Genomic DNA, 25470 nt, shown 5'->3' with positions numbered 1-25470 from the left:
GGTTTCTCAAGAAGTTAGGAAGCGCAAAGATCGCGAGCCGTTGATTCGTGAGAACAGGGAATGAAACAATCTTTGGTCGCTTTTTGGGGCGCGAAGCAGCCCAGACGGGTGGGCCACTAAAACGTCCGTATTTTGGGACGGACGAGACACACTATTTTACTATCGAGTATATGAAACTATCTGTAACATCATCTTTGCCAGGAGAGGCCGTTGCATCCGATGGCCATATATTTCAAGAACGCCTATACACCTCTAAGCCGTCGTACCGACGAGGCGGTAAGTCTTGCTATCTGTGCCACGCGCGCAAACGCCTGATTCAAGCTACCCCAGAAGAAGCAGTACGCCAAGCGTTCATTCGATTTCTGCTACATGAAGTCAAAGTACCGCCAGACAGCCTGCGAGCGGAGGTGCCTATGTCTTATTTCGAAGTAGGCGCTGTCGGAAGAGCTGACATCATCATTTTTGCCCGGAAACGAGATGGCCTTGATGAAGCCGTAGCCATTATTGAGTGTAAAGCGCCTAGCTTACCTATTCTAGATAGTCATCTAACTCAGGTAGAGCGCTACGACGAGATAGTAGGTGCGGAGCTAGTCATTGTCACCAACGGTCGCGATATCCGGATTCGCCAGCGACGTAAGGGTGCCTATCAGGAAATAGTGCATGTACCGACGTATCAGCAAATGGTTGCTCGCACGAGTCTTAAGCTTCAAACGGACCTTGGGGTGTGGCTTTTCGAGCGGGCTACGCACCGCCCCCTTTCCAGAAAACTTATCACCTCACTACAGGATGAAGGCATTGTAGGGTTGGATACGCCCGCTACGCTGCACTCTTTTCTTGTGAATTTGCATGGGTTGTTCGAAAACGAGCCGACCGTTACTCCTACACTAACAACAGATGTCTTGAGCCGCTTTCATGATAATGGTCCCCGTTACGAAAGTTATGGCAATGCAGCCGGCGGGTCCTGGCCCAGCAACTACCGCTGCTTTTTGCTTCGGTACCGTCGTAACGACTACATCGTGGGCTTAACCATTTGTGCCAAGGAAAAACGTGAGCACACGTCTGCTCAAGGGACAAGTGCGGGCACAACTATGTTATGTGTGTCCGTTGATGAGGGCACCCGCAGCCACCTTTCTCTGCAACTTGCCCTCGACCGATTCACCCGTTGCGTAGGGGAACAAGTTACCATCTGGCACGACGGCACACTCACGAATGGGAAGAAGGGACCCGTGAAGCGTCAGCAAGTCCTTGCTTACGTCAGCAAGCATGCACCGGATCTGCTCAACGAGGAAGGGGAGATTGTATTAGGCCACGTTGATAATGCACAACGATTACTGTGGGATCAGCCCCCTACAGTCAGCTTGGTTGCCAATCTGATTCGGTACGCATTGCTTCGCGACGAGTACCGCCGGTTGTACAATCGACGCAGCAAAAAAACGATTGCAGCCCCCTAACGTTCACTGCGCACGCTGCATTGAGTAGTCTGTGTGTTATTGTGGTAGGGTCATTAAATAGCTAAGTAATTGCCGCCCGAAATCCAGATTCAGCCTTCCGTCTGGTAATAAGATGTCGGCAAATAACACGTGGCCCTGCACAGCTATTGCCAGCCGACCGGGCGCATAGGGCTGTTGCGTGGAACGACTCGGGTGCGGAGAAGGATTGGTGGGATACACCAGCAGGCCGTGCGCCGCTCCCCACAAATGGCAATAGGCGAGGAGTTGCTGTAAGTCGGCCGCGGAGGGACGCTGGGAGGTCGGTACCTTCCACTTCGTATCCAGCACCACCGTAGCCCCGCCCGGCAACGTGACGACGATATCGGGCCGAACGGCTACATCATGCCAGAGGTATTGACTGGCTTGGGCCGCCACCCGGCAATGCAGGGCAGGGGCTGCTCGTCTTACCTGCTGCGCGACATACGATTCGAATAAGCGGTTCATATCGAATAGCAACGCGACGGCGGTCGTGCGCCCCGCTTGGGGGGCCGGGCTATGCCGTTGTAGGAGCAACAACGCCAGCTCCAACGCGGGTCGGTAGCGCGCCGTCGCGTGCGTCAGCACCGGCAGTTCGGTAGGCACGGCAACGGGCGGCATTTCTGGCCACTGCCCGAGCATTGACCGGGCCCGCGTCGCGAGTTGCTCCGAGGTAGCTACTGCGCTGGCTACGTGCAGGGCCTGGCGAAGCAACGCATGCAATGGGTGCGTGGCATCGTAGGTATGAGCCCGGGTATAAAATTGTTCGGCATGGACCAAGTTGTGGCGCAATTGCTGGGCAAAGAGCAACCGGCCCCGTAACACCCGCTGATTCCCTTCCACGGGACGATACTGTTTCTTCAGGCCCTGTCGGAGCAGCGTCTCGACCTGGGTTAGGAAGGCAGCAATAAACACATCCAGCATCGAGTGCCGGGCCTGCGCGAGGGCCGCAGCACTAGGTACGGTCACCGGGAGCTGGTGCGTCGCCTTGAGCAGACGTAGCAAGACGTGTTGCCAGTGGGCGGCTTCTGCGTCCCCCGTCCTGGCGCGGTGCGGGTCATCCAGCTTGGGTAGTATTTCCAGCGTCAGACCGGGGACTTGCATCACGCCGACGTAGCTGGTGAGCTTGATGCCCTGGCGTAGCGGCATAAACCAGCGCGCCGCGTGCCGCTCTTGCAAGGCCAAGAGCGCCGTCAGATGCGCCTCGCGCAGGCCCGGGGTGTCCCCTAGTCGAAGCGTTTGGTGCTCGTAGGCCACCAGCGTCATGGTAGTCGCCATGTCACGAAGCGTACAGGCGACGGAACACCTCCGCAGTCCACTCGCTCACGGGCGTGATGTCGTAGCGGTACCGGGGCTCGTCGGGTAGGTCCTCTTCCTCAAAGCCGGGCAAGAGGCGAACTGCTCTCGGGAGGCGGCGCACAAAACCGGTTCCCAGCACTTGCCCCAGCCGCGCCCACTGGCCATAGAAGTACTCCTGCAGTTGGGGAATGATCTTCTGCTGAAAGACGGTCCGCAAGTCCTCTACGGTCCGTACCTGCAACAGCCAGGCGTGCCCGAGGCGGTGGTCCCGGTCCAGCAAGGTTTCCAGCCGCTCGTTGAGCGCCGTCAGCAGGGCTTGCACGTTGATGCCCTCCACGTTATCGGGCAGCTCCTGCGGCTGCGGCGCCAACTCATGGAAGCTGAAACGCCGCCGCAAGGCCGTATCGAGTGCTTCCACCGAGCGGTCTGCCGTATTCATCGTACCGAGCACAAACAGATTCGGTGGCACGGTGAACGATTCTTTGGAGTAGGGGAGAGTCACGCGCAGCTCATTGGCCTGCCCGCCGCGCTTGTCCTCTTCCAGCAGCGAGATCAGCTCGCCGAAGATGCTGGCGACATTGCCTCGGTTGATCTCGTCGATAATGAGCACAAAGCGCGGTGCGGCAGCGTAGTCTTCGGCCGTGAGGGCATGGAAGTCGTAGTCACGCGCGACACTCGCCGCTACTTCAGGCTGGTCGACGGCCCGGCGCAACTGCTCGGATAAGTCGAATGCGTCCACCGACGTCGTCGCCAGGGTCGGGAGCTGCTGGGCTTCGAATTCCTTGAGGGCACGAAACGCGGCCCAGTACACGGTCGTATTGGCCCCGCCGATGGTGCTGACAATATCGCGACTCACATTGGTAATAGCCGCGACGGTGGGAAACGTCCGGTAGACTTTTTCGAGACGGGTTTTGCTGACGGCAAATGTTTTGGTGGCATCCCCATTCTGGTGATAGAAGCGCAGCGTTCCCTTAGAGGTCACCTCGTCCAGCACCACACTACTATTCGAAATCGTGGGCAGGATCACATTGCCCACGCCGTGCTGTTGCAGGCGCTCCAGTAACTGGTTACTAAACAGGCTGAACAGGGTTTCGAAATCCAGCGCGACGGGTTCGGCCGTGCCAATGGCCTGCTCGCGTAGTTGACGTTGCAGATGCAAGCCGTAAATGGCCCGCTCGGCCAGGCGCTTGAAAATGCCGGCGGCAAGGTGGTATTGTAACATACTAGTACCCTCTTCCTCGTCCCTGTCGTCTAAGCCGGGCTTGATGCCTTCCACAAAATCTTCGTAGCCAAAGGACTGGTGAAAGGACACGAAGCCAATCTGCCCATCCCGACGAAACTGCTCGAAGGCTCCCCGCATCGCGCCGTGATTGTCTCCGTAATGACCTTTGACTTCGGCCAGCGGCAGGTTATTCGGATTGAGCAGGGTCAGCGCCCACAAAGACGTGCTGTACGTCTTGCCCGTGCCGGGCGGGCCGTACAGAATTTGATTCAGAGCATGTGGCATAGCACGCGTAATGGGAGGTTCTATCGAAGGATCAAATGACTGGCGGCGCAACACTTCGCCCAGCACGAGTGCCTGCGACAACTGGCGCAGCAGCAAGGATTTCGTGGAAGTCGTCGCGACCAGCGTCGTGGGCGTGGTGAGTGGGAGCCGCACCACCGTCAGCCACTGGTCAGGTAAGCCGGTGTCTGTCTCGTCGTTGTACTTGGCAAAGGCGCGGGTTAGTTCCTGTCGCAAGTGGCTGGTTAAGTTGGCCATCACCTGGGGCGAGCGCGTCTCAATGGCGCTATCGCGACGTCCGAACCAGCGATTCCGCCCCGCGCTGCCGCTGATCATGCGAAACCCGATGAGTACTTCCGTCTCCGTTTGCCAAGCGCTGCCGATGTCGTACACCAGATGACGCCACCCGCGCGCATACTGGAAGGCGTGCTCTAGCTTGTTGCCTACTTGCCGCAGGAGCATGCGAATAGTGCGTTGCGTGGCCCACTGCCCCGCCTCGGCGCTCCCGCGTCGTAACTGAAAGGTCGCCGCGTTGGTGCGAACCAAGGGTTGCAGGTTGTCCGCCGTCACAAAGAAGTCCTGATAGTGCACCGAAAACGGCTGCACTTGCAGCGTTACGTCGCGCACCAAGTCAAAGAACTGCTCCACCACTTCCGGAGCTACCAGGCGCACGTCACTCATAAAGCAAAGAAACGAATAGCGGCGTAAATGCCGAGCTGTTTCGTTCTACTACGGACCCCTATAGCCCATATTGTTCGCTTTACGAGTAGGTAGTGCGGCTACATGAAGTATTGTTAGAAGGGTACGGCAAACAAGTTGTTACTTGCTGCTCTCATCTATCAACGTTGCATATGACGCATAGTAGTTTGCTACAGCAGGTTTCCGCCTTGCAACGGACGCAGGAGAAGATGACGTTGCTAAGCGGTGAGAACTTCAATGTATTTCGAATCCTGGGCCTCGAAGCGAACGAAGTGCGGATGCACTCCGCGTTCCTCGGAGAGCTGCTGAATCCGGCGGGTAGCCATGGCCTGCGGGATGCGTTCTTAAAGCTGTTTGTCGAAGCGATAGGCTTTACGAGCTTCCCAACGGCTACTGCCCGGGTTGTGGTGGAGTACGATATCGGGCGAGTGACGGCAGACTACTCGCAAGGCGGTCGAATTGATATTTACCTGGAATCGGCCGGGCAATACCTGTTCATTGAAAATAAGATTTATGCCCACGACCAGCAGAATCAGCTAGAGCGGTATCGGGCACACCGCAAAGACGCTCGGCTGCTGTATTTGACGTTAGAGGGTGCTGAGCCAACTAACTGGGGGGCCGGAAAGCTGCTGCCAGAACAGTACCAGCGACTCTCTTACCGCACCGACATTGTTGCTTGGTTGGATACATGCCGGCAAGTGGCGGTGGCCTATCCGCTCGTGCGGGAAACAATCGTTCAGTACCAACACCTCATTCACTACCTCACGGGCAAAGCGCCCAATGACTTCATCCGAATGGAAATGCAGCAACTGGTTCAGCAAAGCGAAGAAAACTTTGTGAGCGCCCACGCCCTCAAACAAGCGTTTGAGGAAAGTCAGGCAATTTTTGTTCGAGAGCTAATCCACCAGTTCGAGGAGAAGTGGTACGCCCGATTCAGTGAGAATGTCTCACCATTCCCAGACTACGCCATCTACTTCCGGCTCCACAACAATAGTTATGGCTTTCGGGCTGTACGGGACGGGAAGGACGTATTGGCAACAGAAGAGGCATTACGTCCGTTGGCCGTCCTTATTCAGAATAAGGTTCCGAAGTTAAAACGCGACCGTAATCACTATTGGCTAGCGTGGAAATGGATGAGCAACCGTTACTTCAATAACATACCGCCTGCCGAACTCTACCAAGCTGTGAAAAACGAAGAGGCCCGGCTGCATCTGTTTGAGGATAGGCTACGAGAAGGACAAGGCTATTTTGATCAGGTCAAAGAGTTAATGCGCGAGGTTGCACAGGCAAACAAGACAGTGTAGCCTATTTGGAGATTCTTCTTGCAAAAGGAAATTTGATGAAAGGGTAGCTCTACTACTTTCTGTTTTTAAATTTTTCAAGGAGGACCTCTGGGATCATCGTGTGTAGCCTCGGCCTATTTACGTAGTCGGGGCTACTTCTTTTTCCTAGCTAGACCTCCTCGCCCCTACACGTACATATGCATGGGCTTTTTGTAGTCCATGTGATTTTGTAACTCGTGAATAAGAACATGAGACCAAATCGGCAAACTGCTACTACTGCATCATTAACACAGATAACGGGGCAAACTGGCCGGGCATGATGCTCGACTAGCTAGCCCCGTTGGGTAACTGCAAGTAGGACGAGCTAGGCTACACGCCTTCTAGCGAAAGTCGTTCAAACGCTAAGCCGATATATTCGGGTGTCAATACTTCGCGTTTACGATCGTTCCAAGCACCAACAGCCTGCACTAGGGTAGGAACATCATGCGCCTCGCGGGCGTTGAGCAGATAATCGACGGTAGCTAGGAGCTCCATCCCAAGAGGGGACTCGAAGCCTTCGATGAGGTGGGTAAGGTGGGCTACCTGCTCCTTTTGCTGGCCAGTAAGGTACTGCGCCATGTATGCGTCAATCTCGGGAAATTTTTCTTCCATCAGCGTCAGCTCCGCGAAGGGCTTCGCTTCCTTATAGGCCATGCCGCGCAGGTAGGCACCATCCATGCGTTGCAGGACGTGACTCAAATTATAGGCAAAGGGGCCATACTGCGCTTTCTCGAACTTCAGCTTAAGGGGTTCGCCTAGGCGCTGAAGAAAGTAGGCGAGCTTTTGCACTTCGATCAGGCTGAGGCTGTAACCAAGCGATGAGTAGGCCCGCATAGCGGCCAGCAACATAGCGCGGGAAGGGGTCAGCTTTTGGGCGTCAGCAGTGGGCTGGCGCTCCCGCTTGGAAACCGTAGCGGAAGGCTCGTAGAGGTAGATGGGAATGGTAACCTCGGTGAGGGACTGCTCGATGATGGGTCGCACCTGGCTCCAGTTCAGGCCTCCGTTGCCGCAGCCCAAGGGAGGCATAGAGATGGAGGTGATACCACGCGCTGCGATTACGCGCTTCAGGTCTTCAAGGCCTTCGGTGATGTACTCGATATGGGAGCGTTCCTTCCAGTGCCGCTTGGTAGGGAAGTTGATAATGAAGCGCGGGCCAACTAGCTCGTGAGTTTCAGTGACGAACATTTCGCCTACGCGAACCTGCTGTGTTTTGCAGGCCTGGCGGTAAAGGCGGTAGTTAAGGTCGAAGGCTTCTTTGAACTGCAAGGCGATGCCTTTCCCCATTACACCTTCGGTATTGACGGTGTTGATGAGGGCATCTGTGGATGCTTGCAACAAGTTGCCTTCGGCAGAGATAATCATGCGAATTGCGGTGAGCCAGGAGACTTAATAGTACCAAGTGGGCACTGCGCGCACGGGCAGCGTGAGGCCGGCCTGCTGCACAAGTTGCTCAACCTGGATACGAATATGGGTATTGAGAACAGCAATTCCTACCAAAGCATTCACGGGTACAAACTGATAAACGAGAAACTCAGCCTGTTTGTGACGCTGTAGATTGGGGTTCTGGAGCGTCGGTTTCCAGTGGTCGGCGTAAATATCAGCCCACGCCAGGGCGGCTAGGTCAGTAGGGCTTTGGTGGAAGGTAGTCAGGATTTCGTAGGCGTGGCCATCGGTGAAGACGTAGGGTAGGCCCAGCTGCTGGATGCGCTGCACTTGGCTAACGAGGTATACAATATTGGCCTGAGGCTGGCGGTGGCTGATGGCATAGAGCATGGGGCTGCGCGGTCCTAGGTAGAAAGGCACGTAGTCGTTGAGCACGCCACCGGGTGGGAGTGGTACAGCAATGCGGTTACGCCGGTCGGTGAGGCTAGCGTCGCCGATGTTCTGGTAGGCGGTGATGGCGGGGCTAGGATGGTTGCGACAGAAGATGCCGTGCCGTAGCGTATCGGGTAGATTAGCAAGGTGTGTGAGACGGAAGATGCGGGTGGGAATCGGCTGGAGCATGAGCCAAAGAAAACCATTATTACTTTGCGAGAAGATCTGGCAGATACTCGTTCATGCTGTGGTAATTAAGTGTGATTTTGCAACTCGTGGGTGAGAAGCGCGACGATGCTGGTAAGCAGCGGGAGTGGTTGGGCTATCTGTATGGCGCAGTATAGATTGAAAGCTAGGGGAGAATGGTATTTAACCAGTTCCTTACATTGCTGCCCATAGTAGTGCGGGCACGGTGCAAGTGTTTAAGAAAAGGCTGCTCTTTGTAGGAGCGAAGGTTCGCAAGTACCGTTAGTACCATTTCGGCGCGAGCAGCATCTGATCCGTATTCACTATGAACACTATTAATTGTCTTCTCAGCTGCCGGCGTTACGCGGAAAGCATAATTAAGCCGGGGGTAGTTCTGGAGAAATTGCTGGTATTCTGCAGGAAATGGTGGCGAAAGGTCTGTTTCTGGTGATGGAGTCACCTCTGCGAGCTGAAACAATGAACCATCTTCCCGGCGCAGGTGGATAAAGCTTAGCATGCCATCGAGCCACTCGTCAATGATGGGCTGAGGTAGAAATTTACTCTCGAAGTAAAATAGCTCCTCATTGCATAGCTCTAGATATTGCTGCACTGCTTCTTTAGATAGTGGAAGCTGGGTAAGAAGCTTAAGGCTTAGTTCTTGAAAGCGGCTAGTGCAACTCGTAATGACAGTGTGATGAAAACTGTTGCGGGAACTTCGCCAACTGAGTAACGCAAACAGAATTCCGGCAACACCCAGAATAGTAGCGATATGATCTAAGGCTTCCAGAATGCAAAGTAAGGTCATGTGACTGTTGAAATTAGTGGCGCGGGAGAGATGCTTCGACAAGCAAGCGGACGCAGATAAAGCATAACTTCTTAAGCAGGGCTGAAAACTAAGCCAAGAACGTTAAACAAGGGCCTTTTCCAGCTTTGCTTTGCGGCGCTCCCAGTCGGGTAGTATCTGGGTGAGGAGGCGGTAGAAGCGGCGGGAGTGGTTGGGCTCGATGAGGTGGCAGAGCTCGTGGAGGATGACGTAGGCAATGGAGCTTTTGTCGGCGCGGATGAGGTCGGTGTTGAGGGTGATGCGGCCGGTGGGGCTGCAGCTGCCCCAGCGCTTTTGGTAGTAGCGGTGGTGCAGGGTAGGTAAAATGGGGAGCTGGTACTCGCTTAGCAGCGGTAGGCATTGCTGCAGCACGGCCTGAAACTGCTCGGCGGCGCGCTGCTGGTACCACTGGCGCAGGAGTTGGGCGGTGTGGTCGGCATCGGCGGGGCGGGGCGTGTGCACCACCAGGCGGCCGCGGATGAGCTTGACCTGGGACTTAGGAGCTTCTTCGAGGCGGAGGCGGTACTGGCGGCCGAGGTAGAGGTGGGTTTCACCGCTGACGTAGCGGCGGGCGGGCGTGGCGGGGCGGAACTGCTGGAAGTAGGCCTGCTGGCGCAGAATCCAGGCGGCGCGGCGGGTGACGCGGGCCTGGATTTGGGCCAGGGGCACGTCGGGGGGAGAGAGGATGTGCACGCGCTGGTCGGGGTGGACGGAGATGCTGAGGGTGCGGCGCGGGCGCACTTCTACCGTGAAAGTCAGCTCGTGGCTGCCATAAGTGATGGAGAAAGCAGTGACACTCATGCGTACTGGCGGCGGGCGACGGCGAATACTTGGTCGAGGAGGCGGTCGATGGCGTCGAGGGAGAGGCCGAGGTTTTCGCGGGCGTTGAGGTCGAAGAGGTAGTCGTCGAGGGCGAGGCGGGCGGCGTTGACGAGGGAGTCTTTGTTGGGCCAGTCGACGATGGGGCGGGCCTGGTCGAGGAGGTGCGAGCGGAGCAGGTCGTCGAGGTGCAGGCCGGCGTGGATGGCTACTTCGCGCAGGCTGGCGGCATCGGCACCAGGGGACGGGCGCACGGCTTCTTCGGTGAGGCCGTAGAAAGCCTGGGCGGCGGGGCGGCCCTGGAGGGCGGCGGGGGTATCGGGGGCGGTGCGGTGGCGCAGCACCTGCTGCTGCACGTCGCGGGCGCGCTGCAGGTACTCGGCCTCGGAGATGCGGCGGGCGCGGTAGTCGGCAATGGTTTCCTCGATGAGCTCGGAGAGGCGGCGGAACAGGGCCGGGTCGTCGTCCATCTTCTCGGTGATGGTGCGGGCGGTGCGGTGGGCAATGGTATCGGCCTGGGCGGCGGGGGTGCCGGCCTCGGCCACTACCTCGGCGAAGTGCTGCTCGTCGAAGATGTTGACCAGCTGGGTGAGGCGGATAATTTCCTCGGTGCGGATGTGGGTGTCGATGAGCTTCTGCACCTGGGCTTCGTACTGGCGGTAGTCCACCACGTCGGCGTAGCGCTGCTTGGCCTGCTCGCGCAGCTTGAGGAAGAAGGCGCCGTCGTGGCGGTACTGCTCGACTTTGGCGGGCGGGTTGCGCTGGGTAAAATCCAGCGTGGACAGGGCCAGGCGCAGCAGGCGGGCGTAGGTGGATACCTTGTCGTAGAAGTCGTGGCGGAGGGCGGCATCGGCCAGCAGCTGCTGGTAGGCCTCGGCGTCGTAGCGGTTGGGCACGGCGCGGAACAGGTCCCAGAGCTCGGCGTGGCGCTGGGGCAGCTCGTCGACCTGGGTGCGGACGTGGGCCAGGGTGTCGGCCAGGTCGGCTTCGTCGAAGCCGTCGAGGCCGGAGTAGGTGGTCAGGGCCGAGTCGAGCTGCTGGAGGTTGCCGTAGTAGTCGATGATGTAGCCGAACTCTTTGCCGGGGTGCACGCGGTTGACGCGGGCAATGGCCTGGAGCAGGGTGTGCTCGCGCAGGCCGCGGGTGAGGTAGAGAACGGTGTTGCGGGGGGCGTCGAAGCCGGTGAGGAGCTTGTCGACGACGATGATGAGTTCGGGCTGGTCCTGGTACTTGAAGGCGTTGATGACGTTTTTCTGGTACTGCTCGGGGGAGCCGTGCTGGTCCATCATGCGCTTCCAGAAGCGCACGACGGGGTCGGTGGCCTCGGTGGCGTAGGCGTCGTCGGTGCCCTCGCGCTCATCGGGGCCGGAGATGAGGACTTCGGAGGTGACCTGGCCCAGCATGTCGAGGGCGGCTTTGTATTTGAGGGCGGCTTTCTTGGAGCCGGTGACGAGCTGGCCCTTGAGGCCAGTGCCGGCCCAGGTGGCCGTGAAGTGCTGGCTGATATCGAGGGCAATTTCCTGGATTTTCTGCTCGGCCTCGTTGAGGGGCTCGGCGCGGCTGACCTTGTGCTTGAGGTCGGCGCGCTGGTAGTCGGTGAGGGGCTCGGTGACGACCTCGAAGAAACGGTCGAGGGGGCGGGCGTTGACGGCCTGGGCGGCGTGGCGGCCCTCGTAGAGCAGGGGCACCACGGCCTTGTCTTCGACGGCCTGGCGGATGGTGTAGGGCGGGTCGATGAGGCCGCCGAAGCGGGCGGCGGTGCTCTTTTCGCGCTTGAGCAGGGGCGTGCCGGTGAAAGCCAGGAAGCAGGCGCGGGGCAGCACCTGGCGCATGCGGGTGTGCAGGGAGCCGTACTGGGAGCGGTGGCCTTCGTCGACGAGCACGAAGATGTTGTCATCATCAAGAGGGACGTCGAGGTGGCGCACGGCCTTGTCGAACTTGTTGATGAGGGTAGTGATGACCTCGGCGCGGGGGTCGTGGAGGAGCTGGCGCAGGTGCTTGCCGGAGCGGGCGCGCTTGGGCAGCTTGCCGCACTTGATGAAGGTGCCCTCAATCTGCTCGTCGAGGTCGGTGCGGTCGGTGACGAGCAGGATGCGGGCGCCGGGCAGGCGCGGGTCGGTGGCCAGCAGCTGGGCCAGCATGACCATGGTGAGCGACTTACCGGAGCCCTGGGTGTGCCAGAGCACGCCGCCGAGGCGGCGGCCATCCTGGTCGCGCTGCTGCACCCGCTCGAGGGTGGCGCGCACGCCGAAGAACTGCTGGTAGCGGGCTATTTTCTTGAGGCCGTCTTCGTAGAGCACGAAGTGGAAAGCCAGGTCGAGGAGGCGCTGGGGCTGGCAGAGGCTCCAGAGGGCGCGGTCCTGGCCGGTGGGCAGCTGGGGGGCGGCCCGGAGCTGGCGGAAGTGGGCCTGGGCGTAGGCGAAGTCGCCGGCGAAGAGGGCGGCTTCCTGCTCGGGGCGCAGGGGCTGGTTTTTGAGGGTGAGGAGCTGCTGCTCCCAGGCGGCCTGGGCTTCGGGGCTGGGGTGCTGCTCGCGCCAGGTGGCCCAGAACTCGGGCGGGGTGGCGGTGGTGGCGTAGCGGGCCTGGTCGCCGTCGGCGACGAGCAGCAGCTGCGACCAGATATAGAGCGGACGGATGCCGTCTTCGGTTTGCTGGCGCAGGTGCTGGGCAATGGCCTGGTCGAGGAGGCCGGCAGCGGGGCGCTTGCACTCGAGCACGGCCAGGGGGATGCCGTTGACGAAGAGCACCACATCGGGGCGGTAGGTATCGGGCAGGCCAGCGCGCTGCACGGTGAACTCGCTGGTGACGTGGAAGGCGTTGTTGGCGGGCTGCTGCCAGTCGATGTAGCGCAGGGAGAAGCTTTTTCGGTCGCCGTCGACGACTTGCTCGAAGCTTTTGCCAAGGGTGAGCAGGTCGTAGGCGGCGTGGGTGGCGGGGCCGAAGCCGAGGGGGCCGGGCAGGTCGCGCAGGGCCTGGATGGCGGCGGAGAGGTTGTCGTCGGAGAAGGGCTGCTGCTGGCCGCGGTGGCGCACGGCGTTGAGGCGGGCGAGTTGGGTGCGCAACACCGTTTCGAGCAGAACGCCGTTGGTACGCCCGCCGCGGGCGGCCAGGGCCTGCGCGGGGGCGAGGTAGGTATAGCCGAGCTTCTGGAGCCACAGCAGGGCCGGGAGCTGGGAAGCGTGGTCTTCGCGCAGGTTGGGGGTAGCGGAGGCGGGCATGGGCTGAGAATTATTGTTGTGCAGCAGCGGCTTGGTCTTCCTGATGCTCCAGCAACCGCTGATACAGATGGCCAACGTTCAAGCGCAAGTCTTCCAGCAGCACCTCGGATGCGCTTAGTGTTTCCCCAACCAATCTTACTGCTTCAAAACAGCCTACTAATACTTTGTACCATTGTAAGCATTCGAACCACTGCGGTAGGTGAAAGAAGCGGCTTCCTAAACGAGAATAGTGCTCGTGCTGGGAGCCATGCTTGTATAGCCAGTACAAGTCAGATAAAGATTTAAGGTCATCATGCTCAGCTAGGTGCTTGTACTGAGAATCAGTTGTTAGACTAGATTTCAATTCGCGCTCCTCAAGTTTCAATAGGTCCAAGTCACTAGTTGCTCTCAGCGCAGCATTATTGAGAAATTCCATCTGCGGCTCTGTTAATTTAATTAACGGCGCAACCTTCTCATCTGCATACCAAGCCTGCAAAGCTGCTGCTTTATCCTCATCGTTTCCTGTTAACTGGCCGGTAGCTATCAGACTTTCTACAAATCGTATGTATGGCTTATCTAACAGCTTTACTTCGTTTTCAAATGTTGCCTCATGCTCCTCTAGAGTCTTAAGGTATAGGAGAAGTAAAACATCAGTTACACACGAACGGAACAAGAGCGTAATAGGCACTTTCATCTCACCATGTTCAGGCCAGTAATTTAACTGGGCTAGAATACCCATCAGACTGGCCTTAATCCGACGAATCAAGTCGAGGTAGGTTTGCTCAATAATTGGAATGGGTAACGGCTGGGCATCATGAGGCTGCTCGATTGCATTGATGGCGCCAATGAGCGACTCGATGTAGCGTTTCAAAATATCCCGGTCTTTAAGGTCGCCGTGTATCATGCTGCTATTGAGAAGTGATTTTTGCGTGTTTAATATATCTTTGGTTAGAGTCTGACCCTGCCATGTGAGGGAACAGATAGGAAAACGTCCGGGCCAGATGCTGGGCGTTTTTCTTATTTATCAGGCTTTCGGTTTGACGGCGGTTACCGCTTCGGCGACTGTTGACTTTAAGGTTGAGGCAACATCTGCAACATTTTTAGTAGCATCCGCCAAATGCTTGGTACTGAAAACTAGTGGAGTGGCCTCCTTGCCTAAGGCGGGCGGCGTATAGATGCCCTGGATGGTGCTGACAAGCATGGCGGTTTTCTCTGCTCCCAGCTCAATCATATCTGAGTAAGCCGTTACAGTGGTGGCCACAGCCGCTTTGAAGGCGTATTCTTCCTGTAAGTTGCGCTCTTTCGTGTACTGGGCTATTGCGAAAAATAGCAGAACAAAGGCGGGAGAGGTTCGCACCACATTCAGCAACGTTACAGACCAGCTAAATCCGCCGTCGCCGTGACTGGGGAATTGGGTGAAGATGTGCAGCACCCACCACAAAGCGAAACCAGCCGCCGCAATAGCTACTGCGGCCCAGACCCGTACTGGCCAGGCTAGTTCTCCCTGGCGGCGGCTGAACGTACCGCCTAGCGCGGCATCAGCCGCAAAACCGAGTAACTCCTCAATACGCTGTTGCTTACTTAAAATAAGTTGCTCTTTTTCGGAAGCACTTCTAATAATCTCTGCGTACTCGGCATCTTTCTCCCCTAATTCATACAGATGGTTTTGGGCATTACCTCGTGCAGATTCAAGCGCGGTATTGAGTTCGGTAAATTCTTCTTGCTCTTCAACCAGTTTCTCGCGCGAATCCGTCAGAAGCTGCTTTTGTTGCTCTAAAATCCCTGCGATGGTAGCATTGCTGGTGCTGGCAGTTGTCTGAAAGTCGCGGATTTCTCTTAGCAGCTCGTTTGACTGCTGTTGGTTGCTGGTTAGGGTCTTGAATTCCTGCTGCTTCTGGGTGCGGTATTCGTCCAGCTCATTTTGGCTTTCTTCAAGAGCTGCCTTTAAGGTATCTACTTCCGCGACTCGCCTTTCAACTTCGGCTTGTAGTAGGCTGATGCTGGCTTGTGCTTTCTGAAATTGGAGTTCGTCAATGCTATGCACGCGCAGCTTTGATTTTTCCCAGAACCCAAACTGCATTTGATAATGCACTAACCACAACAATTGAGGGGCAATATGGTCGAACGAATAACCACCAGTCAGGTAGCTTACCATGTGTTGAAGAATGGCATTCAACTGGTTGTTTCCTACTTCAGGGTCATTATAGGCGTGCAACATAATCTGCCAACTTCCCCGGTCAATTTCTGCTCTCAACTGCTTGATAGCTCGATTGAACATGGCAATAAATTCGGCCAGCTTGAATTCTGCAACAGTGACAGTGCGCAGGTCTTTATTCTTGTAGGCTTTTTTGGCTAGCTCGTTCAAATTCAGAGCCTCTAACTGTCGTAGTGACTTGTCGACCGTAATTCTTTGTTGCTCAGTCATCGTAATTATTGCAGAATCAATTCAACGTTTTGGCTTCTAACGCACTACCAGAGAAAAGACTGGCATATTGAGAATATAGGAAAACTTTAACATGGTGCCGGCCCACCACGTTAAAACTGCCCTACCCCACCCGCAGCCGCCCCGTGAGCAGCTGCTGCATGAGGCCCTTTTTCTGCTGCTGCCACTGGTGGAGCTGGGCCTGGAGCAGCTCGATTTCCTGGTCGCAGGCGGTGAGCACGGCGGCAATGCGCTGCTGCTCGGGGAGCGAGGGAAACGGAACCTTGATTTTGTAGAGGCTGGCGGGCTGAATTCGCTTGGAGCCGGTGCCGGTGGCTATTTTTTCGAGGTTGAGGTAGAAATCCTCCCGACTCATCAGGTAGAGAAACCATTGGGGATTTACCGTAGCCGAGAAATCGAAAGTGGGCATGTCCTGGGTGGAGCTGTAGCCGTCCAACTCGGCGGGGATGATGCCCATAGCGCCTTTATGCAGATTTTGCTTGCCGTAGATGAACTGCCCGGCGCGGCGCAGGTAGTAAACGGTGGCGTCTTCGGCCTCGGTGCCGCGCACGTCGCGTGCTTCTACGCCATTCAAATTGAGGCGTACCGTGATACGCTCGTGCGGATTGGAAACGGGGAGCGACTCGCGGCTTTCGGTTATCATCTCGCCAATGGAGGCCAGCGGCCACGGCTGCCCCTGAAACTCGGGAAACCGCCGCTGCCCCGTCAGTAGCTGCTGCATCAGGCCGCGCTTGTAGGTGCGCTTGGCTTCAATCAGATTAGCTAGCCCATTCTCGTATTTCTCCCACTGTTTCAGAAAATACACTACACGGCCTTGTTCTGACTTAGTAGGTAATGGGAACGTGAACTGAGTAAGCGTACCAGCGTTGATATTTTTCTGTCCGCCGCCAGCCTGCCCATTGTTGACGAAGTCTTTGCCTATTTCTGAGTTGATGAGGTAGCACAGATAGTCACTATCAACAATAGAAGGTATAGGCCTCGAAATGAGCGTAGTGAAACTTTGGGCATTTTCAAACTCCTGCGTGACTACTGCCGAAATCCCAGGATAACCAGTACGTACAGTCAGAATATCGCCAACCCTAAGTCTTTTATTTCTAAACGAGTGCTCGTACTCTTCACCAATGAAAAGCAGGTCACTGGTATCCAAATAACCTTCTTTGATATTGAGGTTGCGCAGCAATATGATGCCCGTACTCTGATAGGCATGGGTTGCTGCACTAGCAATACCCACTGTAACCTGTGAGGTGACGTCTCCCAATTTCATTACTGCCCATTCTTCCGGTATCCAACCAAAGCGCGTCAGCTTATACCCTGCCTTCCCGGCAGTCCCGGCCGTTTTTTTCATTTCTATCGTTTCCATGCTTACGCCTCCACGTTGATGCCCAGCTCGCGCAGGTAGGTGTGTACCTGGCCGCGCACGGCGGTCAGCTCGTGCTCCAGGCGGGTGATTTCCTGCTGGGTGGCCACCAGGTCGATGGCGGCTTCGGCCTCCTGGGTATCCACATAGCGCGGGATGTTGAGGCTGTAGTCGTTTTCGAGCAGCTGAGCGGGCGTGACGCGCTGGGCGTAGCGCTCCTGGGTTTCGTAGCGGCGGTAGGCGTCCACCACGCGGGCCATATGGGCCTCGCCGAGGCGGTTCTGGTTTTTGCCGGCGTCGAAGTCGCGGCTGGCGTCGATGAAGAGCACGTCGGAGGTGGTGCGGCCCCGGCGGAACAGCAGGATGGCGGCCGGAATGCCGGTGCCGAAGAACAGGTTGGCGGGCAGGCCGATGACGGCATCCAGCAGGTTTTCCTCGATGAGGCGCTGGCGAATCTTGCCCTCGGTGCCGCCCCGGAACAGCACGCCGTGGGGCACGATGACGCCGGCCTGGCCGTGGCCATCGAGGGTGGTTTCAATCATGTGCAGGATGAAGGCGTAGTCGCCCTTGCTCTTGGGCGGCAGGCCGCGGAAGAAGCGGCCGTGGCGGTCGAGGCCGGCTTCGTCGTGGCCCCACTTGTCGAGGGAGAAGGGCGGGTTGGCGGCCACCACGTCGTAGCGGCGCAGGTTTTCGCCGTCGAGCAGGCGGGGGTTGCGCAGGGTGTCGCCCCACTCAATCTGGGCATCGTCGAGGCCGTGCAGGAACATGTTCATGCGGCACAGCGCATAGGTGGAGCCGTTGATTTCCTGGCCGTAGAGGGCCACGTTGCGCGAGCCCACCTGGCGGGCCATCTTGATGAGCAGGGAGCCGGAGCCGCAAGTAGGGTCGCAGATGCGGGCGCCGGGCTGGGGGTTGAGCAGGCGGGCCAGCAGCTCGGCCACTTCGCCGGGGGTGTAGAATTCGCCGCCCTTCTTGCCGGCATCGGCGGCGAAGCGGGAGATGAGGTATTCGTAGGCGTTGCCGATGACGTCTTCGCCGCCCACCACGGAAGGGCGCAGGTCGAGGCGCGGGTCGGCGAAGTCCTGGAGCAGCAGCTTGAGGCGGGTGTTTCGCTCGCGGGTCTGGCCCAGGTTGGGCTCGGAGTTGAAGTCGATGTTGCGGAACACATCGGTGAGCTTGCCGCGGTTGGCGGTTTCGAGGTCGTCGAGGGCGATGTTGATTAGCTCGCCGATGTTATCGGCGTTGCGCTGCTCGTAGAGGTAGCCGAAGGAGCAGTGGGCGGGCACCTGGAAGCGTTCGAGCTGCATGGCGCGGGCGGCGCGGGCTTCGTCGCCCTGGTACTTGGCGAGGTAGGCGGCGTGGTGGTCGGCCCAGACGTCGGAGAGGTACTTGACGAAGAGCATCGTCAGGATGTAGTCTTTGTACTGGGTGGGGTCGACGGTGCCGCGCAGGGTGTCGCAGGCGCGCCAGAGGATGTTGTTGATTTCGGCCTGGGAGACGCGGGGGGTAATTTTAGTCATGTTCTGGGGGAGGGACCTCACCCCCCGGCCCCCTCTCCTCGGGGAGAGGGGGAGCCAAGGCGGCGCGGGTTTAGTCTTAGTTTAGGGGAGAATTCTTATTGACGCTGAGAATCACCGGGAATGGCTGCCCAATTGGTCCACTCGACGGCTGCGCACCGCTCCAGACGAATTTGTTTATTGGCGGGCTGGTTGGAGTTCAGCGACTGGATGACCTGCTGCAAATCAGCTAGCGCAGTCTGTGGGGTGATGCCCTTCTTCCATAAGGAAGTATTGGGTAGGTAGTACGTCTGATTATTAGCAGTCCAAGCATCAGCATATCCTTTGGTCTTCATAGCCGATTTTACTTCGGTATGGCGGATAGTGATATCGTAGGTGATGAGTGTGTTCATAACTGACAGGATGATTAAGCGGTTAGGAAGGAGCCGGTGGCGGTGTGGATGGCTTCTTGGAAGGCCTGCTGGTAGAGCATGGCCTTTTGCTGTAGGAGCCGCTCGGTGAGCTGCTGCTCGTGCAGCCAGAGCTGGTGGAGGTTGGCCAACCGCTGTTGCACGGGAATAGGCGGTAGGTCGATGGTGGTGGCCAGCAGGGCGGCTTTGTTGAGGACAGGGACGGTGGTACTGGCGTTGGTGATGCCCTGGAGGCGGCGCTGGGTGTGGGGATGGTTGAGGTAGGCGGCCAGGTAGGCGGGTACTACCTCGAAGCTGGGCCGCAGGACGAAAAAGCCAGAGGAGGCTACATAGCCGGCCAACTCGGCAGTAACGAGCGTGGCGGGGTAGCGGCCGCCCTTAGCGGGTAGTAGCACGTCGCCGGAGCGGAGCCGGGCGCGCTTGGTGGTTGCGTTGGCGGGAGCAAACCGCGTGGGAGGCTGAACCAGCCGACCTATGCTGTCGAGGTCACTAGGCAGTAGCAGCGTGAGCGGGCCCTCATCGAGCGGCTTTTCGTAGCTACCTAGGAAAGTATCGGTGAGGTGGGAGATGGTGAGCACGCCAAAAATATGTTTCTGTAGTTTACTACAAAGGTAGGTGCGTCTCAGAATTATGCGAGAAATATCTTCTGTATCTTACTACAAATTTTAATTGCGGGACATGCAATATACTGGATGAGGCGGTGGAACAAATATTCCTATTCGCTATTCTTTCCTTGCTTTAAATTATAGTGAAGTAGCAGCACAGAGACATCTATAGGAGCCTGGCAACTATACTGCAATTGCCGGTTTGCAGCATTACCGCTAACTTAAACGAACATCTCCAACAACTAATGGGACACGGGCATCGGGCCGGGTGGCGGGCTTCAGCTGGGCCTGGAGTACGCTGTGAAGCGTTAGGCCATGTTTATGCATACTAGATTGATATACGAAGGCCTCCTGGCCGGTGTCAGTGGCTTTGAATAGGCCATTATTCCCACGGTCTATGTGAACGATGGTGCCGGTAACGTACTCGACAGAAGCTGATGCGGATGGGATAGTCTGCCAGTTGTTCTGGTGGGTTTGCAGCAGGGCGGTATCATCGATTACCGATTTGAGCCACACGAGCAGGTCGAGCAGCTGGTACGTGAGGCTGGTTAGCAGGTAGGGTGTTTTGACCGTTTGGCGGAGCACCCGGAGCTGCTGCTTGGCAGTTTCACGCTCGGTTGAGGTTATCTTCTGGTCGTGCTGATAGTGGGAGCCATTGCTGGTAAGCTCGATGAGCGTGCGCAAGGAATCGGCCAGGATTTTGGGTAGGCTGGGCTGGGACAGTTTCACACTGTCGCCGCCGTGGGGCGGGTTCATCTGCTGGCCGCTGAGGAAGATGGAAGCGGCGGTGAGGTTGACCTCGTGGCCCTTCAGGCACTGGGCAGGCAGAAGCTGCTGGCGGTGGGTGGCGAGCAGGAAGGCTTCAACCAGCTGACGCAGGGTATTGAACGAGCTATCATCGTCGTGCGTAGCGGCAGGACGTTCGATTTCCCGCAGCACTTTCAGCAGGAGCGAACTGGCCGTGGGGCCGAGGAGCTGGTCAGCGCAGGCGAATGCGGGCGCGAAGCGGTAGCGGAGCTGCACGTCGGGCAGGCCGTCGATGGCCTCTTTGATGGCCGCGAACAGGCGTTGCGTTTCATCACTGGAGCCTTTACGGAAAAACCCCTCGTACTGCTCCTGAAAGCCGGCATCCTGCAAGAGACTGGGCTGGCCCGTGAGAATGAAGCGAGGCAGGGGCTTTTGGTGGGCGCTGCTGAGGGCGGTGATTTGCTCCCACGCCTCGTAGAGCGCCTTCCGGCTTTCGGTGCCTTCCTGCTGGCCAGCCTTCTGGTAGGCCATGGCGTCAAGCAGCACGGCATTGACGGTACTTATGTGGGCGGAGAGGTAGCGAATGCCTTCTTCGGTTGACTGGAAAGGAATTAGCGTGATGCCATTTGCCCGGGCCAGCGTGCTGAATCCCTGCAGCGTTTTGTACTCGTCATCAATCCATAGAACCTGATAACTGCTCATGGCTTCACTTTTTTGTATTGTACATCAAGGACTGGTAGCTCCAGCTCGTAGGCTACCGGGTATTCAGCATCGGGCTGGTTGATGATTTCCAGCTCGCCGCCAAAGTAGTTGACAATCTGCTTGACCTCGTAGCCACCGATACCAGTGTTGCCGGTGGGGCCGGCTTTGGCCCCCTTGCGGGTGAGCTGCGCCACATCGAAATTCAGGGGGAAAGGGTGGCCGTTGTTGGCGATGGTGAGGCTGAGGGCAAACTCAGATAGCCCCTCCTCCAAGAATACTTCTTCGACCGTGATGTCGATTTTATTGCGCTCCTTCTCCAGGTTATGGAATCCATGTTGCCGGGCGTTTTCAATTACATGGCTGAGTAGTAGCTGAAGCAGGTGTTTGTTGGCCTGCACCGTTACGGAGTCGATGCGTTGCGCTTGTTTATGACTCGGGAAGTCAAAAACAGGCACGAATTTCTCGTGCAACGTGATAGTAAAGGGCGGCAGGCTCGTCCGGATGTGCGCCACTTCCTCGCGCAGGAAATCCAAGATGTCGAGGGCTTGTAGCGGGTAGTCGGCCAGGACCAGTTCGGCTTCGTTGCGGCTCAGGGTTTGGAACATGAATTCCAGGTCGCGCTTGATGGCGGCCAGAGTATCCTGTACGGTGGTGCTTTCGGTAGGAAACAGAGGGCTGTGCGGGGCTAAAACCGTATTGGAGGCAGCGGCATACTGAATGGCGGCTTCCAGCAGGTCGACGTTGGACGTCAGGTTGAGCTGCGGCCGACCCAGGGCATGCTTCAAGGCCGCGAGCTGCGCGTAGGACTCGGCTTTGAGGGCGCGCTCGGTCTGGGCAGCATCTGAGGCGAGTTGTTGGGTTTTGTCGGCCTGCTCGCTGGTTATGCGGACTAAATTGCGCTGCTCGGCCAGACCGGGTAAATTGATAATCAGCTGCCATAAGTCGGATTTCCGGATAGCGGGCATGGCGGAGCCAATGCTCAGATTACGGAACTGCTCCTGCACGAACTCAGAATTAAGCTCAGCTATCAGATATTCGAGCACGACCTCGTCGGGCTGCCTTAGCTGGAGTGGCAGAATACTGGTAGGCGACAAGAATACCTCTTCCCCCGGCTGGTGCGTGTACCAGGTTGGCTTGGGCCGCCCGCCCTGAATAGCCACCAATAGCGCATCCTGCTTCAAGGCCACTAGGCGACGGCCGCTGAACTGTTCAACGGGTAGTTCGTCGCCAGTGAGCGTGAAACTCAGTTTGTCAGACTTCAAATCCCGAATACGCAACAGCCGGCCCTCGGTCGGCTGCTCGCTGCGTAACGGCAGCGGCTTGACTACCTGTTCGAAGCGCACCTGATGGGGCGTGGGTTCAGCGGGTAGCTGGTAGCGGCGGACGGTGAGGTCGTAGTCGTGCCGGCGGAAATCAGCTTCGGTGGCGAAGTGGGCACCATCCGCGCCGTGCGGCTGGGTCAGCGCTGCGAGCAGGGCGTCGGGTTGCAGCGTGACCTGGCGGCCCTTGCGTTGGGTGTAGGACTCGGCATCGAGCAGCAGGACTGGCTGACCAGCGGGCCGGGCCTTGTTGAGCAGCAGCAGGGCCAGGCGCACGCCCGTGTAGGGCGCTAATAAGCCGGCGGGAAATTCGATTATGGCTTCCAGAGCACCCGATGTCACCAACTCCTGGCGCAACTGCCGGTACGCCGGCCCCTGCTGGAATAGAAAGCCTGCCGCAACCGGGATGACAGCCCGGCCGTGCGGCGGCAACTGGCGCAGGACGGTGTAAACGAAAGCCGCGTTGTCCGGCATTTTGTATGGCAGGTCGGGCCGGAATCGGCTACTATGGCCGCTTTTACCGAATACGGGCAGAGTAGTCAGGATAAGGTCAGCGGGCGGAAGCTGGGGCCACTGGTCGAGGTGTATTTCGGCCAGCAGGTCGACTGAGGAACGTTGGTAAGCGACTAGGCGTAGCGCAGCCAGCCTGCGGATTTCTGCGTTTTGCTCCTGCCCAATATATTCAACAGCCGGGTTGAGAAAAGGAAGCAGCGCGGCGGTGCCAGCTTGCAGATTGTAGACGTGCATACCCGGCTGGGGCTCGTAAATAGAGGCAATGAGCTCGGCTAGGTCGGCGGGAATTGTAAATTCGCCGGAGTCACGGTTGTAGCGGCTGAGCTGGTCGAGGGTGAAATCAAAAAGGCTCTCAAACTCGGCCTGAGGGAGAGCAGGAAGGTGGAGCGAATCGACTGTGGACGCTACATGTTCGCGAGTGTTAGGACGGAGGAGTGACATTAGCTCTTCGGCCCAGATAAGGGCTGACTTGACAGTTTCAGAGTTGCCGTTAGCCTGATAGTCACTCAGAGAGAAGCTATAAAAACCGTAGTTCATATCGCCCTCTACCCAAAACGACGGGTGCGCGAGTCGGCCAAGCAAAAGCAAGGCCGGCACGGCGGTATAAGAAGACACCCGAGCTTCGTCGCGGATAATGGAAAACAGCTTCGTAACCTGTTTTTGCAGTTGAGGGGTAGGGGCGGGGGGACGTTTCATAGACAAGGGATGTCATCCTTTTTTCAGGAAGACGATGCAAAGCAACGGTGGGGGTGTGCAGCCAAACTGCACAGGGCGTAATTTCCCGAAAAAAATTTATGCCACCTACAAAAAATGCCCTGCTGCGCTACGCCGCCATAGACGCCTGCCTGCAGCGAACCACGCAGCAGTGGAGCTTTGAGCGGCTCCGAAGAGAAGTAGCCGCCGTGTTGGCCGAGCATGTGGATAGTGCTGGGGGAGTGAGTGTACGGACTTTGCGAGAAGACTTGAAGAATATGCGGCCGGGTGGGGCAACAGGCTACAACGCTCCTATCCTCTTCGAGCCGGAACGCGGATATTACTATGGGGAGGCAGGGTATTCGATTTTTGCCAGTCCGGTGACGGTGCACGACCTGCCGACGTTGCAACAGGCAGTGGGGCTGTTGCGACAACTTACCGGTCTGGGCCTGTCGCGGGAATTGGGGGAGGTAGTAGAGCGACTGGAACTACGGCTTAGTGGACAGGCACAGGCAGTTCGGGAAACCATCTGCCAATTTGAGCAGCCGACAAGCTATCAGGGACAGGAATGGCTGGGGGCACTTTATGTAGCAGTGCAACAGCAACAAGTGCAGCGGATAATTTACCAACCCTTCGGAGCCACACAGCCAGACGAACTGCTGGTGCATCCTTACCTATTAAAGCAATACAACGGGCGCTGGTTTCTGATAGGGCAGCGGGAAGGCTGGCAAACTAGCTTATCGGTGTTTGCGCTGGACCGGATACAACAATTGCATACTGATAAGCAGACTTTTCTGCCGCATGCGGGAGAGGTAAATCAATACTTTACCCATCTGATAGGGGTTTCTATTCTACCCCATGCGGAGCTGGCGGAGGTGCGGTTACGGTTTACAAAGTCACGGCTGCCCTATGTGCTGACGAAGCCACTACACGCTTCTCAGACGCTTGATAAGAATACCGACGAAAAGGTATTGCAGGTGGTGCCGACCCGGGAGCTGGTAAGTGTGTTGCTTAGCTATGGAGGTGACGTGGAGGTACTGGCACCGGCTATTCTGCGGGAACAGCTGGCGGAGGAGGCAAAAAGAATGTTGGGTTACTATCTCTAGTTCGCATAGGGTTCAAGATTACCTGTAATATATCAGCAGTATCAAGCGTAATTGGCGGCCTTTGGATAAATGTCCGAGAAGTACCTTGGACATTTTCCAAACGGTGGATGAGAAGGTGTCCAACCTGCCTTTCTTCTTCCCCACTGCCCCACGTAGGTCGTACCAAGCCGGCGCTCATGGGTCATGTAGCATGTGTTGAGTGGGCCGTGTTTTTCCAGACACAGTTGCTCAACACATGGTACACGAGCACTAAAATAGGTTCAGGAATGCTACGGCTGAGTTTGTATCATTCCTTAAACGCAGGTGGGAGTCGTAGAAGTCTGCTAAGGCGTTCGTCAACAGCCTTTCCGCTCGCTGGATACTAAATTTCACCCCACGTATGCTCAATGCAGTAGCTTTGCAACAGCCACCGCTATTTGGGGTATTGGAAACATCGCCGAGTCTTCGGTAACAGGCGTGCTTCTTGGCGTATTGCTACTCATGGGCTGCTGCTGCCCGGAATGCATCCCGCGCTTATGGAGAAACCCTAGCCTACGCCCGGTTGTATAGGGTTAGTAGCGACTCCGCTATCTTTGCCTGTAATGCGTCTTTCTGCTCTGTTTTTTGCTTTGTATTTCGCGTGCCTCTCGTGCCTGACCTGTGCCGACGAGGCGCCCGTGTGCAAAGACCAGACGCAAACGACGGTAGCCGCCTCGTCCCACTCAGATTATGGGGCTGATGCCTTGGGGGACTGGTGTTCCCCCCTATGCCAGTGCCACTGCTGCGGTGGAGCCGTCGTACCGTTGGCTCCACTACCGGCGCTCATGCAAGCCCCGCCCCAGGTATGGGACTCGGCACGCCGGCACGCCCGGCTCGTGGTAGCGGCACCAACGCGTGCTCCCGGGGCTATCTGGCAACCGCCGCGGGCCTAATCCTTCCCTCTTTTTCC

The 25470-nt window shown here is 57.4% G+C and carries 19 protein-coding genes; 4 read left to right on the top strand and 15 right to left on the bottom strand.

Features of this window, described 5'->3' with window-relative positions:
- Nucleotides 1-170 precede the first annotated feature (170 nt).
- On the top strand, nucleotides 171-1451 hold the full coding sequence (locus H8B15_RS15985; RefSeq protein ID WP_187320663.1) for a type I restriction enzyme HsdR N-terminal domain-containing protein: 1281 nt from the start codon (nucleotides 171-173) through the stop codon (nucleotides 1449-1451).
- A 36-nt stretch (nucleotides 1452-1487) separates the two neighbouring features.
- Here H8B15_RS15985 and H8B15_RS15980 read toward each other — a convergent pair whose 3' ends face one another.
- A complete protein-coding gene (locus H8B15_RS15980) occupies nucleotides 1488-2615 on the bottom strand; it encodes an McrC family protein (protein ID WP_281383955.1) in 1128 nt (375 codons plus the stop codon).
- Between the two features lie 130 nt (nucleotides 2616-2745).
- Entirely contained in the window at nucleotides 2746-4950 is a 2205-nt protein-coding gene (locus tag H8B15_RS15975; protein ID WP_187320661.1) for an McrB family protein, read from the bottom strand.
- 170 nt (nucleotides 4951-5120) lie between these two features.
- Between H8B15_RS15975 and H8B15_RS15970 the strand changes: the two genes are divergently transcribed.
- A complete protein-coding gene (locus H8B15_RS15970) occupies nucleotides 5121-6272 on the top strand; it encodes a PDDEXK-like family protein (RefSeq protein ID WP_187320660.1) in 1152 nt (383 codons plus the stop codon).
- A 348-nt stretch (nucleotides 6273-6620) separates the two neighbouring features.
- Here H8B15_RS15970 and darG read toward each other — a convergent pair whose 3' ends face one another.
- From darG to H8B15_RS15905, 13 genes are all read right to left on the bottom strand, one after another.
- Entirely contained in the window at nucleotides 6621-7652 is a 1032-nt protein-coding gene (gene darG, locus H8B15_RS15965; RefSeq protein WP_187320659.1) for a type II toxin-antitoxin system antitoxin DNA ADP-ribosyl glycohydrolase DarG, read from the bottom strand.
- A gap of 24 nt (nucleotides 7653-7676) precedes the next feature.
- Nucleotides 7677-8294, bottom strand: a complete 618-nt coding sequence (gene darT / locus H8B15_RS15960) for a type II toxin-antitoxin system toxin DNA ADP-ribosyl transferase DarT (protein WP_187320658.1) — start codon at nucleotides 8292-8294, stop codon at nucleotides 7677-7679.
- A gap of 163 nt (nucleotides 8295-8457) precedes the next feature.
- A complete protein-coding gene (locus tag H8B15_RS15955) occupies nucleotides 8458-9096 on the bottom strand; it encodes a hypothetical protein (protein ID WP_187320657.1) in 639 nt (212 codons plus the stop codon).
- A gap of 102 nt (nucleotides 9097-9198) precedes the next feature.
- Nucleotides 9199-9915 (bottom strand): M48 family metallopeptidase, encoded by a 717-nt coding sequence (locus tag H8B15_RS15950; protein ID WP_187320656.1) that lies wholly within the window; start codon nucleotides 9913-9915, stop codon nucleotides 9199-9201.
- Nucleotides 9912-13151, bottom strand: coding sequence for a type I restriction endonuclease subunit R (locus tag H8B15_RS15945; RefSeq protein ID WP_187320655.1), 3240 nt, complete (start codon nucleotides 13149-13151; stop codon nucleotides 9912-9914). Before H8B15_RS15945 ends, H8B15_RS15950 begins: the two co-directional genes overlap by 4 nt.
- 10 nt (nucleotides 13152-13161) lie before the next feature.
- Complete coding sequence (locus H8B15_RS15940; RefSeq protein WP_187320654.1) at nucleotides 13162-14034, bottom strand: hypothetical protein; 873 nt, start codon at nucleotides 14032-14034, stop codon at nucleotides 13162-13164.
- A 120-nt stretch (nucleotides 14035-14154) separates the two neighbouring features.
- Nucleotides 14155-15555, bottom strand: a complete 1401-nt coding sequence (locus tag H8B15_RS15935; protein WP_187320653.1) for a coiled-coil domain-containing protein — start codon at nucleotides 15553-15555, stop codon at nucleotides 14155-14157.
- Between the two features lie 121 nt (nucleotides 15556-15676).
- The gene (locus H8B15_RS21200; protein ID WP_281383954.1) at nucleotides 15677-16918 is read right to left on the bottom strand and encodes a restriction endonuclease subunit S; all 1242 of its coding nucleotides are present in this window, start codon (nucleotides 16916-16918) and stop codon (nucleotides 15677-15679) included.
- A gap of 17 nt (nucleotides 16919-16935) precedes the next feature.
- Entirely contained in the window at nucleotides 16936-18450 is a 1515-nt protein-coding gene (locus H8B15_RS15925; RefSeq protein WP_216859170.1) for a type I restriction-modification system subunit M, read from the bottom strand.
- 95 nt (nucleotides 18451-18545) lie between these two features.
- The gene (locus tag H8B15_RS15920) at nucleotides 18546-18839 is read right to left on the bottom strand and encodes a hypothetical protein (RefSeq protein WP_187320651.1); all 294 of its coding nucleotides are present in this window, start codon (nucleotides 18837-18839) and stop codon (nucleotides 18546-18548) included.
- 14 nt (nucleotides 18840-18853) lie between these two features.
- The gene (locus H8B15_RS15915; protein ID WP_187320650.1) at nucleotides 18854-19435 is read right to left on the bottom strand and encodes a restriction endonuclease subunit S; all 582 of its coding nucleotides are present in this window, start codon (nucleotides 19433-19435) and stop codon (nucleotides 18854-18856) included.
- Between the two features lie 243 nt (nucleotides 19436-19678).
- Nucleotides 19679-20911 carry a hypothetical protein gene (locus tag H8B15_RS15910; RefSeq protein WP_187320649.1) on the bottom strand — a complete coding sequence of 411 codons (1233 nt, stop codon included), beginning with the start codon at nucleotides 20909-20911 and terminating at the stop codon, nucleotides 19679-19681.
- Nucleotides 20908-23439 carry an N-6 DNA methylase gene (locus H8B15_RS15905; protein WP_187320648.1) on the bottom strand — a complete coding sequence of 844 codons (2532 nt, stop codon included), beginning with the start codon at nucleotides 23437-23439 and terminating at the stop codon, nucleotides 20908-20910. The genes H8B15_RS15910 and H8B15_RS15905 overlap by 4 nt, the downstream gene beginning before the upstream one ends.
- Before the next feature lie 98 nt (nucleotides 23440-23537).
- Here H8B15_RS15905 and H8B15_RS15900 point away from each other — a divergent pair, with 98 nt between their 5' ends.
- Nucleotides 23538-24542 carry a helix-turn-helix transcriptional regulator gene (locus H8B15_RS15900; RefSeq protein ID WP_187320647.1) on the top strand — a complete coding sequence of 335 codons (1005 nt, stop codon included), beginning with the start codon at nucleotides 23538-23540 and terminating at the stop codon, nucleotides 24540-24542.
- A 581-nt stretch (nucleotides 24543-25123) separates the two neighbouring features.
- A complete protein-coding gene (locus H8B15_RS21415; RefSeq protein ID WP_425489805.1) occupies nucleotides 25124-25453 on the top strand; it encodes a DUF6660 family protein in 330 nt (109 codons plus the stop codon).
- The last annotated feature ends 17 nt before the right edge of the window (nucleotides 25454-25470 follow it).

It is taken from the genome of Hymenobacter citatus, from assembly GCF_014333615.1.
In the GTDB taxonomy this organism is placed as follows: Bacteria; Bacteroidota; Bacteroidia; order Cytophagales; family Hymenobacteraceae; genus Hymenobacter; species Hymenobacter citatus.
The sequence above is the reverse complement of the archived record's forward strand: the minus strand, read 5'-3'. Positions and strand labels throughout refer to the sequence as shown.

Coding starts and splice junctions, on each gene's coding strand:
- H8B15_RS15905 (WP_187320648.1), bottom strand. CDS start 23,439: ATGAAACGTCCCCCCGCCCCTACCCCTCAACTGCAAAAACAGGTTACG.
- darT (WP_187320658.1), bottom strand. CDS start 8,294: ATGCTCCAGCCGATTCCCACCCGCATCTTCCGTCTCACACACCTTGCT.
- H8B15_RS15900 (WP_187320647.1), top strand. CDS start 23,538: ATGCCACCTACAAAAAATGCCCTGCTGCGCTACGCCGCCATAGACGCC.
- H8B15_RS15920 (WP_187320651.1), bottom strand. CDS start 18,839: ATGAACACACTCATCACCTACGATATCACTATCCGCCATACCGAAGTA.
- H8B15_RS15985 (WP_187320663.1), top strand. CDS start 171: ATGAAACTATCTGTAACATCATCTTTGCCAGGAGAGGCCGTTGCATCC.
- H8B15_RS15955 (WP_187320657.1), bottom strand. CDS start 9,096: ATGACCTTACTTTGCATTCTGGAAGCCTTAGATCATATCGCTACTATT.
- H8B15_RS21200 (WP_281383954.1), bottom strand. CDS start 16,918: ATGAAAAAAACGGCCGGGACTGCCGGGAAGGCAGGGTATAAGCTGACG.
- H8B15_RS21415 (WP_425489805.1), top strand. CDS start 25,124: ATGCGTCTTTCTGCTCTGTTTTTTGCTTTGTATTTCGCGTGCCTCTCG.
- H8B15_RS15945 (WP_187320655.1), bottom strand. CDS start 13,151: ATGCCCGCCTCCGCTACCCCCAACCTGCGCGAAGACCACGCTTCCCAG.
- H8B15_RS15935 (WP_187320653.1), bottom strand. CDS start 15,555: ATGACTGAGCAACAAAGAATTACGGTCGACAAGTCACTACGACAGTTA.
- H8B15_RS15925 (WP_216859170.1), bottom strand. CDS start 18,450: ATGACTAAAATTACCCCCCGCGTCTCCCAGGCCGAAATCAACAACATC.
- H8B15_RS15940 (WP_187320654.1), bottom strand. CDS start 14,034: ATGATACACGGCGACCTTAAAGACCGGGATATTTTGAAACGCTACATC.
- H8B15_RS15910 (WP_187320649.1), bottom strand. CDS start 20,911: ATGAGCAGTTATCAGGTTCTATGGATTGATGACGAGTACAAAACGCTG.
- H8B15_RS15970 (WP_187320660.1), top strand. CDS start 5,121: ATGACGCATAGTAGTTTGCTACAGCAGGTTTCCGCCTTGCAACGGACG.
- darG (WP_187320659.1), bottom strand. CDS start 7,652: ATGATTATCTCTGCCGAAGGCAACTTGTTGCAAGCATCCACAGATGCC.
- H8B15_RS15980 (WP_281383955.1), bottom strand. CDS start 2,615: ATGCCGCTACGCCAGGGCATCAAGCTCACCAGCTACGTCGGCGTGATG.
- H8B15_RS15950 (WP_187320656.1), bottom strand. CDS start 9,915: ATGAGTGTCACTGCTTTCTCCATCACTTATGGCAGCCACGAGCTGACT.
- H8B15_RS15975 (WP_187320661.1), bottom strand. CDS start 4,950: ATGAGTGACGTGCGCCTGGTAGCTCCGGAAGTGGTGGAGCAGTTCTTT.